Origin of the sequence: Gilliamella bombi (genome assembly GCF_900103255.1) — a bacterium.
Classification (GTDB): domain Bacteria; phylum Pseudomonadota; class Gammaproteobacteria; order Enterobacterales; family Orbaceae; genus Gilliamella; species Gilliamella bombi.
On sequence record NZ_FMWS01000017.1, the window covers coordinates 47,858 to 65,349 of the forward strand.

General features: G+C 35.1%; 17 protein-coding genes, 1 tRNA gene and 1 other RNA gene. 15 read left to right on the forward strand and 4 right to left on the reverse strand.

Going from position 1 to position 17,492, the window contains the following annotated elements:
* Positions 1-51: 51 nt before the first annotated feature.
* A complete protein-coding gene (gene accC, locus B9N71_RS04585; protein ID WP_085164433.1) occupies positions 52-1,398 on the reverse strand; it encodes an acetyl-CoA carboxylase biotin carboxylase subunit in 1,347 nt (448 codons plus the stop codon).
* A 39-nt stretch (positions 1,399-1,437) separates the two neighbouring features.
* Positions 1,438-1,893, reverse strand: a complete 456-nt coding sequence (gene accB, locus B9N71_RS04590; protein WP_034909700.1) for an acetyl-CoA carboxylase biotin carboxyl carrier protein — start codon at positions 1,891-1,893, stop codon at positions 1,438-1,440.
* A gap of 368 nt (positions 1,894-2,261) precedes the next feature.
* On the opposite strand from accB, the gene B9N71_RS04595 reads away from it, so the two are divergent.
* The 6 genes from B9N71_RS04595 (at position 2,262) to B9N71_RS04620 (ending at position 8,574) form a co-directional block, all read left to right on the forward strand.
* Positions 2,262-3,308 (forward strand): rod shape-determining protein, encoded by a 1,047-nt coding sequence (locus B9N71_RS04595; RefSeq protein WP_065574434.1) that lies wholly within the window; start codon positions 2,262-2,264, stop codon positions 3,306-3,308.
* A 143-nt stretch (positions 3,309-3,451) separates the two neighbouring features.
* Complete coding sequence (mreC, locus tag B9N71_RS04600; RefSeq protein ID WP_085164435.1) at positions 3,452-4,294, forward strand: rod shape-determining protein MreC; 843 nt, start codon at positions 3,452-3,454, stop codon at positions 4,292-4,294.
* Positions 4,281-4,766, forward strand: a complete 486-nt coding sequence (gene mreD / locus B9N71_RS04605; RefSeq protein WP_085164437.1) for a rod shape-determining protein MreD — start codon at positions 4,281-4,283, stop codon at positions 4,764-4,766. The genes mreC and mreD overlap by 14 nt, the downstream gene beginning before the upstream one ends.
* Positions 4,767-4,776: 10 nt before the next feature.
* Positions 4,777-6,252 carry a ribonuclease G gene (gene rng, locus B9N71_RS04610; protein ID WP_034909694.1) on the forward strand — a complete coding sequence of 492 codons (1,476 nt, stop codon included), beginning with the start codon at positions 4,777-4,779 and terminating at the stop codon, positions 6,250-6,252.
* Positions 6,253-6,390: 138 nt separating this feature from the next.
* Positions 6,391-7,848 carry a metalloprotease TldD gene (gene tldD / locus B9N71_RS04615; protein ID WP_085164440.1) on the forward strand — a complete coding sequence of 486 codons (1,458 nt, stop codon included), beginning with the start codon at positions 6,391-6,393 and terminating at the stop codon, positions 7,846-7,848.
* Between the two features lie 30 nt (positions 7,849-7,878).
* A complete protein-coding gene (locus tag B9N71_RS04620; RefSeq protein ID WP_034909688.1) occupies positions 7,879-8,574 on the forward strand; it encodes a DedA family protein in 696 nt (231 codons plus the stop codon).
* Position 8,575: 1 nt separating this feature from the next.
* Here B9N71_RS04620 and rnpB read toward each other — a convergent pair.
* Both rnpB and bamE read right to left on the reverse strand, forming a co-directional pair.
* An RNA gene (rnpB, locus tag B9N71_RS04625) (RNase P RNA component class A) lies at positions 8,576-8,958 on the reverse strand.
* 162 nt (positions 8,959-9,120) lie between these two features.
* A complete protein-coding gene (gene bamE / locus B9N71_RS04630; protein ID WP_167370055.1) occupies positions 9,121-9,483 on the reverse strand; it encodes an outer membrane protein assembly factor BamE domain-containing protein in 363 nt (120 codons plus the stop codon).
* Positions 9,484-9,962: 479 nt separating this feature from the next.
* On the opposite strand from bamE, the gene proQ reads away from it, so the two are divergent.
* The 9 genes from proQ to rpsO all read left to right on the forward strand — a co-directional run bounded on the left by proQ (position 9,963) and on the right by rpsO (position 17,338).
* Positions 9,963-10,511 carry an RNA chaperone ProQ gene (gene proQ / locus B9N71_RS04635; RefSeq protein WP_065589543.1) on the forward strand — a complete coding sequence of 183 codons (549 nt, stop codon included), beginning with the start codon at positions 9,963-9,965 and terminating at the stop codon, positions 10,509-10,511.
* Positions 10,512-10,520: 9 nt separating this feature from the next.
* Positions 10,521-12,605 carry a carboxy terminal-processing peptidase gene (prc, locus tag B9N71_RS04640; protein ID WP_085164444.1) on the forward strand — a complete coding sequence of 695 codons (2,085 nt, stop codon included), beginning with the start codon at positions 10,521-10,523 and terminating at the stop codon, positions 12,603-12,605.
* Between the two features lie 14 nt (positions 12,606-12,619).
* A complete protein-coding gene (cydH, locus tag B9N71_RS12765; RefSeq protein WP_141672672.1) occupies positions 12,620-12,709 on the forward strand; it encodes a cytochrome bd-I oxidase subunit CydH in 90 nt (29 codons plus the stop codon).
* A 68-nt stretch (positions 12,710-12,777) separates the two neighbouring features.
* Positions 12,778-12,865: transfer RNA gene (locus B9N71_RS04645), tRNA-Ser, on the forward strand.
* 141 nt (positions 12,866-13,006) lie between these two features.
* Positions 13,007-13,900: a 50S ribosomal protein L3 N(5)-glutamine methyltransferase gene (gene prmB, locus B9N71_RS04650; RefSeq protein WP_085164446.1), complete on the forward strand. Its 894-nt coding sequence runs from the start codon at positions 13,007-13,009 to the stop codon at positions 13,898-13,900.
* Positions 13,901-13,930: 30 nt separating this feature from the next.
* Positions 13,931-15,004: a chorismate synthase gene (aroC, locus tag B9N71_RS04655; RefSeq protein ID WP_065589546.1), complete on the forward strand. Its 1,074-nt coding sequence runs from the start codon at positions 13,931-13,933 to the stop codon at positions 15,002-15,004.
* Positions 15,001-15,753 (forward strand): TSUP family transporter, encoded by a 753-nt coding sequence (locus tag B9N71_RS04660; RefSeq protein ID WP_085164448.1) that lies wholly within the window; start codon positions 15,001-15,003, stop codon positions 15,751-15,753. Before aroC ends, B9N71_RS04660 begins: the two co-directional genes overlap by 4 nt.
* Before the next feature lie 242 nt (positions 15,754-15,995).
* Entirely contained in the window at positions 15,996-16,919 is a 924-nt protein-coding gene (locus tag B9N71_RS04665) for a LysR family transcriptional regulator (RefSeq protein ID WP_085164482.1), read from the forward strand.
* 149 nt (positions 16,920-17,068) lie between these two features.
* Positions 17,069-17,338 carry a 30S ribosomal protein S15 gene (gene rpsO / locus B9N71_RS04670; RefSeq protein ID WP_085164450.1) on the forward strand — a complete coding sequence of 90 codons (270 nt, stop codon included), beginning with the start codon at positions 17,069-17,071 and terminating at the stop codon, positions 17,336-17,338.
* Positions 17,339-17,492 lie beyond the last annotated feature (154 nt).

Sequence of the window (17,492 nt, forward strand, 5' to 3'; positions counted from 1 at the left end):
ACCTTATTGATACTATAAAGCAATAATCCCTAATAAATAGGGATTATTTTGTTATTCATAAATACCTAATTTCTTTTCTAAATAATGGATATTTGTGCCACCTTTTTGGAAGCCCTTATCGTTCATAATATCAATATGAAGATCAATATTGGTTTTGATCCCATCAATAACCAGTTCGGCTAACGCATTTTTCATACGTGCTATAGCAACCTCACGTGTTTCACCATAAGCAATTAATTTACCAATCATTGAGTCATAGTAAGGTGGGACACTATAACCAGCATAAATATGTGATTCCCAACGAATGCCAAAGCCACCTGGTGCATGGAAGCGAGTGATTTTCCCTGGTGATGGCATAAACGATTTGGGATCTTCAGCATTAATTCTACATTCAATCGCATGACCTTTAATTTCAATATCACTTTGTTTAATTGAAAGTGGTTTGCCGGCTGCAATTAAAATTTGTTCCCTAATTAGATCAACACCGGTTATCATTTCAGTAACAGGATGTTCTACTTGAATACGGGTATTCATTTCAATGAAATAAAACTCGCCATTTTCAAATAAAAATTCGAATGTGCCAGCTCCTCGGTAGCCAATCTCGATACATGCATTAACGCAACGTTCACCGATGAATTTGCGCATTTTTGGCGTAATACCAATAGCTGGTGCCTCTTCAACAACTTTCTGATGTCGTCTTTGCATTGAGCAGTCTCGTTCACCCAAATACACAGCATTTCCTTGACCATCAGAAAGTACCTGAATTTCAATATGACGTGGATTTTCAAGGAATTTTTCCATGTAAACCATATCATTATCGAAAGCAGTTTTGGCCTCTAACTTGGTCATTTTGATAGATTGTTCAAGATCATTTTCTTCTCGAACAATACGCATGCCTCGTCCGCCACCGCCACCAGAAGCTTTAATAATAACAGGATAGCCAATTTGCTTGGCAATTTGTTTATTAATTTCAATATCACTACTTAGAGGGCCATCTGAACCAGGTACACAAGGAACACCTGCTTTTTTCATGGCGTGAATTGCTGATACTTTATCACCCATAAGGCGAATAGTATCCGGTTTAGGACCAACAAAAATAAATCCAGATCGCTCAACTTGTTCAGCAAAATCTGCATTTTCAGATAAGAAACCATAACCTGGATGAATAGCAGCTGCTCCAGTTACTTCCGCAGCTGAAATTAATGCAGGAACGTTAAGGTAACTTTTTACCGAAGCTGCTGAGCCAATACAGACGGTTTCGTCTGCAAGTAATACATGTTTTAAATCTTTATCTGCCGTAGAATGAACGGCGACAGTTTTTATTCCAAGTTCTTTACATGCTCGTAAGATACGTAGAGCTATTTCTCCACGATTCGCAATAAGAATTTTATCAAGCATATTCAATCTCTTAATCGTATTGTCAATAATAAATTCAGATTATTCAATAATGAATAGTGGCTGATCAAATTCAACTGGTTGACCATTTTCAACCAATATGGCTTTTATTGTACCAGCTTTTTCTGACTCAATTTGGTTCATCATTTTCATCGCTTCAACGATGCAAAGCACATCGCCAACATTTACTGTTTGGCCAATTTCAACAAAAGCTTTTGATTCTGGGCTCGGTGTACGATAAAAAGTTCCAACCATTGGGGATTTAATTGTTGTACCATCAGTTACCACATTATCAGTTACAACTTCTGTTTGAACGGTTGGAGCAACTACAACAGGAGCTGGTTGAGGAATTTGAATATTTTGTACTGGCGCCGAATAGTTTGTAGTAGGAGCTGCTCGACTAATTCGAACTGATTCCTCACCTTCAGAAATTTCAAGCTCTGAAATACCTGACTCTTCAACTAATTCAATTAACTTTTTAATTTTGCGTATATCCATGAATTACACCGTGTTTATTTGATATAAGTAACAATTATTTAAATGCATCCTTATTATCGACTAAAGCTGTTTTTTAGTCGGTAATAAAGTTGTAACTCAACATTAACGCGGAAGAATACACTGTAAAACAGATTTTGTCATTATATATCTCCTTTACAATCACTTGTTATACTATTTTCTAGGTATTATTTTATAATTGCGATACAATATCGACCGTTAATTACTATTGAGATTTGCTATGGTTTGAAAGGATTAAATAATACTCCATTTAGCCTTGATAAATTTGAAATATTTATTTTTTGATTCCATGGTGGTTTTTAATACTGAAATATACTTAAACAAGATTAATTCTAGGAAGAGTTTTTATTATGTTCAAAAAAGTTCGTGGCTTGTTTTCAAATGATTTATCAATCGATTTAGGTACAGCGAATACACTTATTTATGTAAAAGGGCAAGGTATAGTATTAAACGAACCTTCTGTTGTAGCGATTCGCCAAGATCATCGCACAGGTACTCGAAAAAGTGTTGCTGCTGTTGGGCATGCTGCGAAACTAATGTTAGGGCGAACACCAGGTAATATAGCAGCCATTAGACCGATGAAAGATGGCGTTATTGCTGATTTTTCTGTTACTGAAGAAATGTTGCAGCACTTTATCCGTCAAGTTCATAGCCATAGTTTTTTAAGACCAAGTCCTCGCGTACTTGTTTGTGTTCCTGTAGGTGCTACACAAGTTGAACGTCGAGCTATCCGAGAGTCAGCCTTAGGCGCAGGTGCTCGTGAAGTGTATTTAATTGAAGAACCAATGGCAGCAGCTATTGGTGCTGATTTACCTGTATCTGCGCCTACTGGTTCAATGGTTGTTGATATTGGTGGTGGAACTACCGAAGTAGCTGTCATTTCGCTAAATGGTGTTGTTTATTCTGCATCTGCTCGTATTGGTGGTGACCGATTTGATGAAGCGATTATTAACTACGTTCGTCGCAATTATGGCGCTTTAATTGGCGAGGCAACAGCCGAAAAAATCAAACATTTTATTGGTAGTGCTTATCCTGGTGATGAAGTTCTTGAAATTGAAGTGCGTGGGCGCAATCTTGCTGAAGGTGTGCCGCGTAGCTTTACCTTAAACTCTAATGAAATTTTAGAAGCATTACAAGAGCCATTAAGCGGTATTGTTAGTGCGGTAAAAGTTGCATTAGAGCAGTGCCCTCCTGAGCTTGCTTCTGATATTTCAGAACATGGTATGGTTTTAACCGGTGGTGGTGCTCTATTACGTAATATTGATAAGTTATTATCGGCTGAAACAGGTATTCATGTAGTAGTGGCTGAAGATCCATTAACGTGCGTTGCCAGAGGTGGCGGCAAGGCGCTAGATATGGTTGATATGCATGGTGGTGATCTATTTAGTGAAGAGTAATTAATAAGTTATTGTTAATTATTTTTATGTTGATAAAACAATAACTAAGCATGAATCTCACATTTTCCCCGCCGACAATCGTGTCGGCGGAGTCATATTTTGAAATAATTAGATCTTGAGCTTTAAACAGGTAAGTGCCGGCAATGAAATTACTTTTTTCTAAACGCTCCCCTCTTAGTGTACAATTATTTACTTCTCTGGCGTTAGCCTTGGTTCTAATTGTATTAGATATCAATTATCGTCCATTTAAAGAAATTCGTTATTATTTAGATACCCTTATTTCTCCTCTATATTATGTTTCAAATGCACCAAAGTCGTCGTTTGATTCTCTCTACGAGATGTCCAAAACACGAGAAACATTAATAAATGAAAATGCAAATTTGCATGCAGCTTTATTACAACAAAAAAACGATCTATTGTTACTTGAGCATTTAAAACATGAAAATGATAGACTTCGCGAATTGTTAGGTTCACCTTTAAGGCATGATGAACAAAAGATGGCTGCACAAGTATTGCTTATAGACACTGATCCTTATGTTTATCAATTTGTTGTAAATAAAGGTAAACAAGATGGTGTTTATGTTGGGCAACCTGTTGTTGATGAAAAAGGGATTGTAGGGCAAATTTATGAAACAGCCCAATCTACTAGTCGTGCAATTTTATTGTGCGATTATCAACATGCGATACCCGTACAAGTATTAAGAAACGACATTGGTATGGTTGCTGTGGGAAACGGGTGTAGTAATGACTTAACATTAGAATTTATGCCTAATAACGTTGATGTAAAAGTCGGCGATGTTTTAGTTACTTCAGGGCTTGATGGCCGTTTTCCTGAAGGATATCCGGTAGCCGTAGTTAGTTCAGTAAAACTTGATATTACAGATTCAACCCCAATTATTTCAGCAACACCAACAGCGGATTTGAAGCGTTTACGTTATTTATTGTTATTGTGGGGAAATCAAGGAGTAAAACATGAGGGGTCGTAATCGAATAATAATTATTTGGATAACGCTATTAATAGGCTTATGTTTACAAATCATTCCGTGGTCTCCATCATATAGTATATTTAAACCACATATACTGATCTTAATTTTTGCTTATTGGTTGATAGCGCTTCCTCATCGAGTTGGGATTGGTACTGCATTTGTTTTTGGAACTATAATGGATCTATGTACTGGTTCTATTTTAGGAATCCATGCTTTTATTTATTCATTTATTGCTTATTTATTTGTTTTTAAATTCCAATTGATACGTAATTTAGCGTTATGGCAACAGTCGTTTATCATCTTTGGGATATCGATATGTTATAATTTACTGGTATTTTTATTTCAAGTCTGTATTTATCATACTATAACAATATCGCCATTGATTTTTATATCAAGCTGTGTTGATGGTCTATTATGGGTTGTCATTTATCTATTTTTGCGGCTAATAAGACGAAGCTTTGCTATCAATTAAAAGGAAATCTATGTCTGTTGAATTATTAATGAATGTAACGCCATCTGAAACTCGAGTTGCTTATATCGAAGATGGTGTATTGCAAGAAATCCATGTTGATCGTGAGTCTAGACGCGGTATTGTTGGAAATATTTATAAAGGTAAGATAATTCGTATTTTGCCTGGTATGCAAGCCGCTTTTGTAGATATTGGTCTTGATAAAGCTGCCTTTTTGCATGCATCAGATATTATGCCTCATACTGAGTGCGTATCAGATACAGAGCAAGAACAATTTCAAGTAAAAGATATCTCTGAACTTGTTCGCCAAGGACAGGACTTAATGGTACAAGTGGTTAAAGATCCATTGGGAACTAAAGGAGCTAGGCTTACAACCGATATTACTTTGCCATCACGTTATTTGGTATTAATGCCTGGATCAAATTCTGCGCATGTAGCCACATCACAACGCATAGAAAGTGAACAAGAACGTGAAAGGTTAAAAAATATTGTTGAGCAATATGTGACAACAGAAGCTGGCTTTATTGTTAGAACAGCCGCAGAAGGGGCAAGTGCGCATGAGTTAGAACAAGATGCCAATTTTTTAAAACGACTTTGGACTAAAATTCAAGAACGCATGGCTCGCCCAGTAAGTAAGAATCTAGTTTATGGGGAATTGGCATTATCCCAACGAGTATTGCGCGATTTTGTTGGTGATCCAATTGAACGAATTTTAGTAGATTCAAAATTAACTTATGATTTATTGGTTGAATTTACAAAAGAATTTATGCCTGAAGTAACCAATAAACTATCTCTTTATCGTGGTAATATTCCTATTTTCGATCTTTATGATACCGAAAATGAGATTCAAAGAGCATTAGATCGTAAAGTGAAATTAAAGTCTGGTGGGTATTTAATTATTGATCAAACCGAAGCCATGACTACTATTGATATCAATACTGGTGCATTTGTAGGTCATCGAAATTTAGAAGAAACGATTTTTAATACTAATATTGAGGCAACAATAGCAATTGCCCGTCAATTACGTTTGCGTAATTTGGGGGGCATTATTATTATTGATTTTATTGATATGCAAGAAGATTTGCATCGTGAACGGGTGTTACAATCGCTGCATGATTCTTTATCTAAAGATAGAGCTAGAACAACTGTTAATTTATTTTCGAGTTTAGGATTAGTCGAAATGACTCGCAAGCGAACACGTGAAAGTATAGGGCATATTCTGTGTGAAGAATGTCCAGCATGTAAAGGTCGTGGTATGGTCAAATCGGTAGAAACAGTTTGCAACGAAATATTACGTGATATAGTTCGTGTTTATAAAGCGCATCATTCAGAATACTTTTTGGTTTATGCCTCGGCTGCTGTGGCTAATGCTTTAACTAATGATGAGTCCCATGCTTTAGCTGAAGTTGAGGTGTTTGTGGGTAAACGTGTTGAAGTAAAAGTTGAACCACTTTATATTCAAGAACAATATGATGTTGTATTAATGTAGAAGCAATATCTTGTAAAAAAGTTTCAGGTAACTATACGTTTCAGTATAAAAATGATGAAAGTTAAATAATTATTATGATCAACTAGTTATAATCGATTATCAAAAAACTTCTGTTAACAATTAGAATTTAAGGAATTTATGATAGTAACTCAAGTGAGTGAACGACTGCTCAACCCAAATAATCTAAACCAACAAGATCTTTCGCATTTGCTTGATATGTTGAGCTCAAGGAAAATTGATTTTGGTGATTTGTATTTTCTATCTGGTTATTATGAAAACTGGTTACTTGAAGATGGTATTATAAAAAATGCCTCATTTCATCGTGACCAAGGAGTTGGTGTTAGAGCCGTTGTTGGCGAAAAAACAGGGTTTGCTTATACTGATCAGCTTTCATTAGCGCGGTTAGAACAAAGTATATTCGCAGCAAATTCAATCACTAAAATACAAACACCTATCAAAGTGACGCCATTTAAATCTGCTCAAACAGTATCTATATACTCGTCAATCAACCCGATCAATTCTTTTTCTAAAGAACAGAAAATTGAATTGTTGCAACAAATTGACCACTTAGCACGCTCAATCGATCCTAGAGTTATTGAAGTTTCAGCCAGTTTGACTGGAAGTTATGAAGATATTTTAATAGCAGCAACTGATGGTACATTAAAAGCTGACATTCGTCCTTTGGTGCGTTTATCCGTTTCAGTTTTGGTTGAAAAAGAGGGTAGACGTGAGCGAGGAAGTAGTGGTGGCGGTGGTCGATTTGGGTATGAATATTTTTTAACAATCAACCCAAAAACATCAGAAAGTTATGCTGACAGCTATGCCCGAGAAGCCGTGCGTCAAGCACTTGTTTCTCTTTCTGCTAAAGCCGCACCAGCAGGAACAATGCCTGTTGTTTTAGGTGCTGGTTGGCCTGGCGTTTTGTTACATGAGGCTGTAGGTCATGGCTTAGAAGGCGATTTTAATCGTAAAAACAGTTCAGTTTTTTCTGGAAAAATTGGTGAACAAGTTACTTCAGAAGTTTGTACTATTGTTGATGATGGCACGATTGAAAATCGCCGTGGCTCACTATCTATTGATGACGAAGGTACTCCAAGTCAAAAAACAGTGCTTATTGAAAATGGTATTTTAAAAGGCTATATGTTTGATAAGATTAACGCAAAATTGATGAATACATGTTCAACTGGTAATGGTCGTCGTGAAGGATATGCATACTTACCTATGCCAAGAATGACCAATACCTATATGTTGGCAGGAAATTCTTCTTTTGACGATATCATTAGTAGCGTCGATTATGGTCTTTATGCCCCTAATTTTGCTGGTGGACAAGTAGATATCACCTCTGGTAAGTTTGTGTTTTCAACTTCAGAAGCTTACTTAATTGAAAAGGGAAAAATAACAACTCCAGTTAAAGGTGCCACATTAATCGGTTCAGGTATAGAAACTATGCAGCAAATATCTATGGTAGGTAATGATTTAGCATTAGATTCTGGTGTAGGTGTTTGTGGTAAAGCAGGGCAGAGCGTACCTGTTGGGGTTGGGCAACCCACTTTAAAAGTGGATAATTTAACCGTTGGTGGTACCATTAACCACTAATAATAATACATCAATGGGATTTAAAAATAGATGGAAACAATAATTACACTTTATCATGCGTTTGTTAATTTGGACATTGCAACGCTTTCAAACCCTAATGTGCTATGGACACTATATGGGATGTTGTTTGTCATTATTCTTTTAGAAAATGGCGTTTTACCAGCGGCTTTTTTACCTGGAGACAGTCTATTATTCTTAACTGGTGTGTTAATTAGCCAAAATGTATTTCATTTTGGTTTAATTAATTTTATTTTAATTGCTGGCGCTGCTTTAGGTACTTGGTTAGGTTATGCTCAAGGACTTTGGCTTGGTAATACTAAGCTTGTCCAAGGTTGGATGGCACATATACCTGAAAAATATCATCATAAATCTGAAGTATTATTCCATAAGTACGGATTACAAGCGCTATTTATTGGGAGATTTATTGCTTTTGTACGTACATTATTACCGATGATGGCTGGATTATCAGGACTACACAGTCGAAAATTCCATATTTATAATATAATCAGTGCTACATTATGGATTTTCTTGATTGTGACATTAGGTTACCTATTTGGATTATCACCAGTTTTCAAAGAGTATGAAAAGCAGATCATGTCTTTATTAATGCTAATACCTGTTTTGTTGTTGGTGTTAGGGTTAATTTTTTCAATTTTTCTCGCTGTTAAGCGCTCTTTAAGCAATAAAAAGCAATCTAAAATTGGATTAAACGATAACAAGAAGTAGAAAGTGAAATTAACCGATAAGCCGGGTTCTGTCGTGGACAATCATTCCTCTAGGCTAATACTCACGCATTAGCTCAAGCAGTCTACCCGGATTCAACGCGGGCCACGCCAATGAATCCCTATTTGACCTTGCTCCGAGTGGAGTTTACCGTGCCACAACTGTTACCAGTTGCGCGGTGTGCTCTTACCACACCCTTTCACCCTTACCTGATCTTATAAAATAAGCCATCGGCGGTTTTCTCTCTGTTGCACTTGTCGTGAATTTTCACTCTCGCAAAAATCCCCCAGGCGTTACCTGGCACTCTGCCCTATGGAGCCCGGACTTTCCTCCCCTTTGTTTATTTCTTTATAAAAACAACAAAGCAGCGATTGTCTGGTTAATTTCGTTAATGAGTATAACCTAAAGCGCAATATTGTCCAGAGATGTCTTTTCTTTAGGAAATAGATGACTGAAATTTAAACATGAGTAAAGTAATGTAATTCCATAGGATTGAAATAACAAATTCTTAGCACATCTTGTTGATGTGCTATAAAACAAGATAATTTATTACCATTTTTTCTGTCGTTGGTTTTCATCATAATTGAACCATGTTACTACCCCTTTAGACATAATAATATCAAGCTTTCCTTCAATAATATTGTATTGCGTTTCGCCAATTAACATATGACTTGTTGAGCTCTTTTTAGTGTATTGATATGTCCACTGTGTTTCGTTGCTATTGATAGCGGTTTTTGTTGTTGGCTCACCAAATAGGGACAGAATCTGAGCTTCAGTTGATGACCCTTCAACAATTTTGCTTACTTTTGCGTTATTAAGCGGTGTGCCTTGCTCAACAAAATTTTTTTGTGAACATGCTGATAAAGCAAGTATAGAACAAAGGATGAGCAGAAATTTTTTAATATTTTTCATGATATAGTTGCCTATTGTGTTAATTTGTAGTTGATATGAAATTTGAATTGATAATAGCATATGTTTTATAACGTTCAAGATAGAGCAACTGAAGGTATAATTAAAAAATTTAATTCTTTAGTGCTGCACTTTTTTAATGTAATTAGATTTTCTTCTCTATATCATTCACTAAATTTTATTTCCATTTTTTAATTTATCTTAGTTTATAACCATAAGTATCTATGTTATTCTTTTCTACCCAATACAAGAGAAAATTTGATAGTTTAATTTGTTTTAGTATTTATTTTAATCGATTTTGAGTGGTAGCATTTAATTAGCTATCAACTCATGAATAAGCTGTTTGGCTTTTATGCCAAATACATACAGATATTAAAGATTTTATAACAATTTATTAATAAACCGAAAAAGATAGTTAGTGTTATTATATAAGCTGCGATATACTTTAACGCTAGTAAAATTTAGTTGCTATGGAATAACCAATGGAAAAACAGTTTCAATTAACAAATAGTAAAGAGATTATTGCTTATTTAGCTCAACAATTCCCAAATTGTTTTACCCTTGAAGGTGAGGCAAAGCCATTAAAGATTGGAATTTTTCAAGATATTATTTCTCGTTTAGATGGTAATGACGAACTTAGTAAAACTAAACTCCGTGCCGCACTGCGCTCATACACAATGAGTTGGCGTTACTTATATAGTATAAAAGAAGGAGCCAATCGTGTTGATTTAGATGGTAATCCTACTGAGGTTATTAGCCAAGAACAGATAGATCATGCGCTACAACAGTTGAAAGAGAGCAAAGAAAAAGCTAAAGAGCGTTTTAAAGAACGTGAAAAAGAAAAACGTAAAGCTACTCGGATGCTTCCTAAAAAAGCTAAAGCTTTAAAAATTGGTGATTTTGTTAAAGTTATAGTAGGTAATAAACCTATAAAAGTACAAGTCATTAATATTGAAAAAGAGCATATTAAGGTAAAGGTTGGTGCAGGTATGGAGTTAACGGTCAAACCTGAACATATTATCAATAAGTAGAGAGTTTGAATGAATAAATTACTCAATGGTATTATTACACTTAGCCTTATTTTGGGTATTTTTAGCCAAAATGTTCAGGCAAAACCGCAAGCTAATGAACAAATACCAGTTCTAAAGCAAGATGATATCCACCAAGTTGTTGCTAAGCGTGTAACGAATTTTTTTACTCAATCACATTATCGTAATTTTTCCTTGGATGGTGCTTTTTCAGCTCAGATTTTTGATCGCTATTTCAAATTATTGGATGGTAGTAAATCCATTTTTATTCAAAGTGATGTTGATGGTTTTCGAAATAGACAAGAGTCTTTAGGTCAAGAATTAATCGATGGTAATTTAAAGACGGCTTATGATATTTACAATCTTTTTTTGAAAAAACGTTATGACCGTTATCAATATGCTCTTGAAGTTTTACAACGGCCTATGGATTTTTCTGCCAATGATGAAATTGATTTTAATCGTGAAGAAATTGCTTGGCCGACATCAGAAAACGAACTTAATGTTTATTGGGATAAGCGTGTTAAATATGATGAATTGAGTTTATCCTTATCGGGAAAAAATGAAAAAGAGATCCGTAAAGTTTTAAGTAAACGTTACAATCGCGTTTTAAAAACGATAATGCAATCAAATAATGAAGATGCCTTTCAAGTATTTATGAATGCATTTGCCAGAGAAATTGATCCTCACACTAGTTATTTGGCACCACGTAAAAAACGAGATTTTGATTCCGAAATGAGTTTATCATTTGAAGGTATCGGTGCAACATTAAGCCAGCAAGATGACTATACGGTGATTATGTCTTTTGTAACAGGCGGACCTGCTGAAAAGAGTAAGTTACTTACCATCGGGGATAGGATTATTGGAGTAGGTCAAAGTAATTCAGCGATTGAAGATGTTATTGGGTGGCGCTTGGATGATATTGTCGATAAAATTCGTGGACCTAAAGGTACTGTTGTAAGATTGGAAATTTTACCTGCTGGTAATAATAGTAAGGCAAAAGTAATTGAGCTCACTCGTGATAAGATTCATTTTGAAGATAGAGAAGCGAAATTAAATATTATCGATAATCCACGTGGTAAAGTTGGCGTTATTGAAATACCAAGTTTCTATATGGGATTAACGGAAAAAGTTGAAGGACTCTTATCAAAAGCAAATAAAGAAAATTTGCAAGGTTTAGTTATTGATTTACGTGATAATGGCGGTGGTTCGTTAACCGAAGTTATCAATTTAACTGGCTTATTCATTGATACTGGACCAGTTGTTCAAGTACGTGATAATTTACAAAAAGTCATCACTTACAATGATAAGAATAAAGGTATCGAATACACCGGGCCACTTGTTGTTATGATTAATCGTTATAGTGCATCAGCATCAGAAATATTTTCTGCGGCTATGCAAGATTATGGGCGAGCATTAATAGTTGGTGAAACCACTTATGGTAAGGGAACCGTCCAAACTTCTCGTAACATCTCTTATCCAGTTGATGCAAGACTACATCCAAGTTGGCCTGAACTTGGAGGGGCTCAATATACTATTCAGAAGTTTTATCGTATCAATGGTGGTAGCACACAATTAAAAGGCGTTGAGCCAGATATTGAAATGAATAAAGTTAAGTATGTTGATGAAACGGGAGAACGTTTTTTAGATAACGCACTACCGTGGGATAAAATACCATCAGCTGATTATTTGACTCTTGCCAATATTAAGCCATTGTTGCCTGATTTAGAATCACAACATTTAGCCAGAATTTCACATAATCCTGAATTTATGTATATTGATGAAGATATCAAACGATTTAATGATAAAAAAGATCGTCAATATATTGTTTCACTTAATAAGAAAAAACGAGAAGTAGAACAAAAAAATAATGAGGAACGTGATTTAAAAAGAACTAATGCACGTTTAAATAAGGTAGGTTTACCATCAATTACTAAATTAGATGATTTACCAAAAAATTATAAAAAACCTGATCCTTACTTAGATGAATCTATCGAGATACTTCTTGATTTTGCACCTAAGTATCCCAAAATCAAAGGCAATAACCCTATTAAAGAGGTTATTACGTTTGATTTACCAATCGAGAAAGCTAATAAATAATTGGAGATAACATAATGGATTCAAATTTAAAATATGCTTTAATCACAACTATTGCTGTGTTAGCTGTTTTGGCAACATTTGGTTTTATTGTTTGTATGAATTAAAAAGCTTGATTAATTAGTTGGTGATCATTATAGTATGCAACCTGCTTTTGAAAAGCGGGTTCTAATGAGGTGAGGTGTCCGAGTGGTTGAAGGAGCACGCCTGGAAAGTGTGTATACGGCAACGTATCAAGGGTTCGAATCCCTTCCTCACCGCCATATTGAGTCATTAAAAGATGGAATCATTAGTTCATAACGCTATAAAACTAGCTAGCTAGATTATTTTAATAGTTCGTAGTTTATAGTTGTTATTTAAAATGACAAACAATACCTTCCTCTCCTTAATCATTTGGAGCCATTATGGAAAACTTACGCACAGTTCAAGACTTTATACGTTGGACAGCATCACAACTTAGTCTATCAGATGTCTTTTTAGGTCATGGTACAGATAATCCTATTGATGAGTCTAAACAATTAATTTTAGCAACGTTAGGATTATCGTTGTTTATTCCTGAAGAATTTTATTCCGCTAATCTAACTAATGATGAAAAAAATCAAATTATTGATATTATTCAAAAGCGAATAAAAGATCGTGTACCAACCCCTTATTTAACTAACCAAGCTTGGTTTTGTGGACATGCTTTTTATGTGGATGAGCGTGTATTAATTCCTCGTTCTCCTATTGGTGAACTAATTGATAACCATTTTGAGCAAATAATATTAACTGAACCTAAAAATATTTTAGATCTATGTACTGGTAGTGGCTGTATAGGGATTGCTTGCGCTTATGAGTTTGCTGATGCTCAAGTTGATATAACTGATATTTCATTAGAAGCATTAGATATCGCCCAAACAAATATTGAGATGCACGAAATGGATTTTCAAGTTACTCCTATTTTGTCAGATCTATTTGATGATGTGCCTGAAAAACAATACGATCTGATTGTCACTAATCCGCCTTATGTTGATAGTGAAGATATGAGTGATTTGCCAGATGAGTTTTTATATGAACCTAAATTAGCATTAGAAGCGGGCTTTGATGGTTTAGATCTGGTAAAAAAAATTTTACGAGATGCGATAAATTATTTAACACCAGCAGGTGTATTAGTTTGTGAAGTCGGCAATAGTTGGGTTAGCTTACAACAACAATATCCCGATGTCCCTTTTAATTGGATAGAATTTGAACGTGGTGGGTTGGGTGTATTTTCTATCACACGTGAAGAATTGATTCAATATCATTACTGTTTTAAATAAGCTGTTTTTAATCATCGGAATAAATTTATTATGGCTGGAAACTCAATCGGAAAATTATTCAAAGTAACCACATTTGGTGAATCGCACGGTGTAGCATTAGGGTGTGTTGTCGATGGTGTTCCTCCTGGACTTGCGTTAACAGAATCAGACATGCAAAATGATCTTGATCGTCGTAGACCTGGCTCATCTCGTTATACAACTCAACGCCGAGAAGCAGATCAAGTCAAAATTTTGTCAGGCGTATTTGAAGGTGTTACAACTGGAACGAGTATTGGTTTACTTATTGAAAATACCGATCAACGTTCTCAAGATTATAGTAAAATTAAAGATATCTTCAGACCAAGCCATGCAGATTACACTTATCAAAATAAATATGGCATACGAGATTATCGCGGTGGCGGTCGCTCCTCTGCTCGTGAAACGGCTATGAGAGTTGCTGCCGGCGCTATTGCAAAAAAATATCTACAAGAAAAGCTTGGCATTACTATTCGTGGTTATTTGGCTCAGATGGGTGATGTAAAATGTGAATTGAAAGACTGGCAACAAGTTGAACACAATCCATTTTTTTGCGCAGATGAGAGTAAATTAGATGCACTTGAACAGCTGCTTCGGTCATTAAAAAAAGAGGGTGACTCAATAGGTGCGAAAGTTTGCATTGTTGCTGAAAATATTCCAGTAGGACTTGGCGAACCTGTATTTGATAAACTAGATGCTGATCTTGCGCATGCACTAATGAGTATTAATGCCGTGAAAGGTGTAGAAATTGGCGATGGTTTTGCTGTTGTGAATAAACGTGGTAGCGAAAATCGTGATGAAATAACACCTAAAGGCTTTTTATCTAATCATGCCGGTGGGATTTTAGGTGGTATTAGTTCAGGACAAACCATATCAGCCAGCATAGCACTTAAACCCACGCCTAGTATAGAAATTCCAGGTAAATCAGTTAATATTTTGGGTGAAAGCGTTGAAGTATCTACTCATGGTCGACATGATCCATGTGTTGGCATTCGAGCTGTACCAATTGCTGAAGCAATGGTTGCTATTGTGCTGATGGATCACTACCTTCGTTATCGGGCTCAATGTGGTGATGTAAATAAATTATGAGTTATGATCTGCTTATTTTACTTTTTCTGATTGCTGCTTTGGCCGGTTTTATTGATTCTATTGCTGGCGGAGGTGGTTTATTAACTGTCCCTGCATTACTTGCTGTTGGACTGCCACCAGCTAGTGCATTGGCAACCAATAAATTGCAAAGTTGCGGTGGTTCGTTTTCTGCTAGCCTATATTTTATCCGGCAGCATATGGTGGATTTGAAACAACAAAAATGGGCAATCGTTTTTGCTTTTGTTGGTTCAGCAATTGGAACATTATCTGTGATGCGTATCCAAGCTGATTTTTTAAAATTATTATTACCAATTTTAACTATTAGCGTTGGGCTCTATTTTCTACTTTCTCCAACTATTGGAGAAAACGACCGTAACAGTCGCCTTTCACTTATTCAATTCGCATTAATTCCTGCCTTTGGTATAGGTTTTTATGATGGATTTTTTGGCCCTGGTGCTGGTTCATTTTATGCGTTAGCTTATATCACGTTAGCTGGTTTTAATTTAACCAAAGCGACTGCACATACCAAAGTACTAAACTTCACCTCAAATTTGGCCGGCTTGCTGTTTTTTATTATAGGGGGAGAAGTAATCTGGTCAATTGGATTGGTTATGTTAGTTGGTCAATTTATAGGAGCGAGGCTTGGTGCTAAAATGGTCATCGCCAAAGGTCGTAAATTAATTCGACCAATGTTAATTACAGTTTCGACCCTTATGAGTATAAAATTAATTTACGAAAACTTTTTTTAATTACTTATAAGTTAAGTAATTTACATTTTCTCTACCTAAAATATCTAAAGTAATTTTATTATCAATTTTACTGCTTCTCATTTTTACCTTTCATAATTCATTTATATTAAAATTTTTGTCAAAAACTTTCAGGTAACTATATGTTTGAGTATAAAATAGCAACAAGTATTTATTTCACTTAAATATTATTTAGTATATATTTGTGTTATATAAGATAGTTTGTGTTAACACGTCCCAATATTATGAAACTTCAACAATTACGCTATATTATAGAAATAGCACGTTCTGGCTCAATAAATGAAGCCGCTAAGAATTTATATATTACTCAGCCAAGCTTATCAACAGCGGTGAAAGATCTAGAAGCTGAATTTGGTATTGAGATTTTTGTTCGCAGTTCTAAAGGAGTTTCACTTTCACCTGATGGTGTTGAGTTTTTAGGTTATGCCAAACAAGTTTTAGATCAAGCTGAACTATTGGAACAGCACTACTCCAAAAAAGAACCCTCTAAGCAGTTATGCAGCATATCTACTCAGCATTATGCTTTTGCGGTTAATGCCTTTGTTAACTTAATTAAAAAAAATCAAACAGATGAGTATGAGTTTACGCTTAGGGAAACAAAAACATATGATATTATCACCGATGTAGCTAATTTACGTAGTGAAGTTGGTATTTTGTATTTGAATGATTTTAATCAAAAAGTGATTTTACGGTTACTGAAAGAACATAGATTAACCTTTAATCCACTTTTTGAAGCTAATCCTCATGTATTTATTAGTACTCATCATCCATTATCATCCATGAAGTTATTAACTTTAGATGATTTAGAGGATTACCCTTATCTTTCTTTTGAGCAGGGCGAATATAACTCATTTTATTTTTCCGAAGAAATTTTAAGTACGGTTTATCATAAAAAGAGTATACACGTCAGTGATAGAGCAACCTTATTTAACTTATTGCATGGACTCAATGGTTATACCATTAGCACAGGGGTTTTAAGTGCTGACTTAAACGGATCTGATATTTTATCAATACCGTTAGATGTAGAAGAAAAAATCCTAATTGGCTGGATCACATCACAAAAGGCTCAACTAAGCTTATCAGCTCAAAATTATATTGAGGCGCTAAAAAAACTAATTCAAGAAGAGTATGGTTTCGAGCTTAAGTAAATACTGCTGCTAACTAAATAAATCAAATTGCTATTTTTATAAATTTCAGTATAATTACGTAACTCATATATTCACTATATGGATACCGAGGAATGTCTGAATTAGAGATCGGTCATTCCATTTTTTATGTTTATTTTAAGAGGTTTATTATGTCTCTAACTGTAGAAACTAAAGCGAAAATCGTTGCCGAATATGGTCGTGGCACTAACGACACTGGTTCAACAGAGGTTCAAGTTGCTCTTTTAACTGCACGTATTAATGATTTACAAGGTCATTTTTCTGAGCATAAAAAAGATCACCATAGCCGTCGTGGTCTATTACGTATGGTGTCTAGCCGTCGTAAATTATTAGATTATTTACGTCGTAAAGATATTGAACGTTATAACCAATTGATTAAAAAATTAGGTTTACGTCGCTAATTGACAATCTACTTGAAAAGAGGCTTAGGCCTCTTTTTCGTTGTGAAAAATCGGTGCTCTGATATAATATTGAGCGTTAAAAATTATTATTTTATGTAAGCCAACAAAGTAAAGGTTATATCTCATGTTTCGCGCGACTAATGAGAGCTCTATA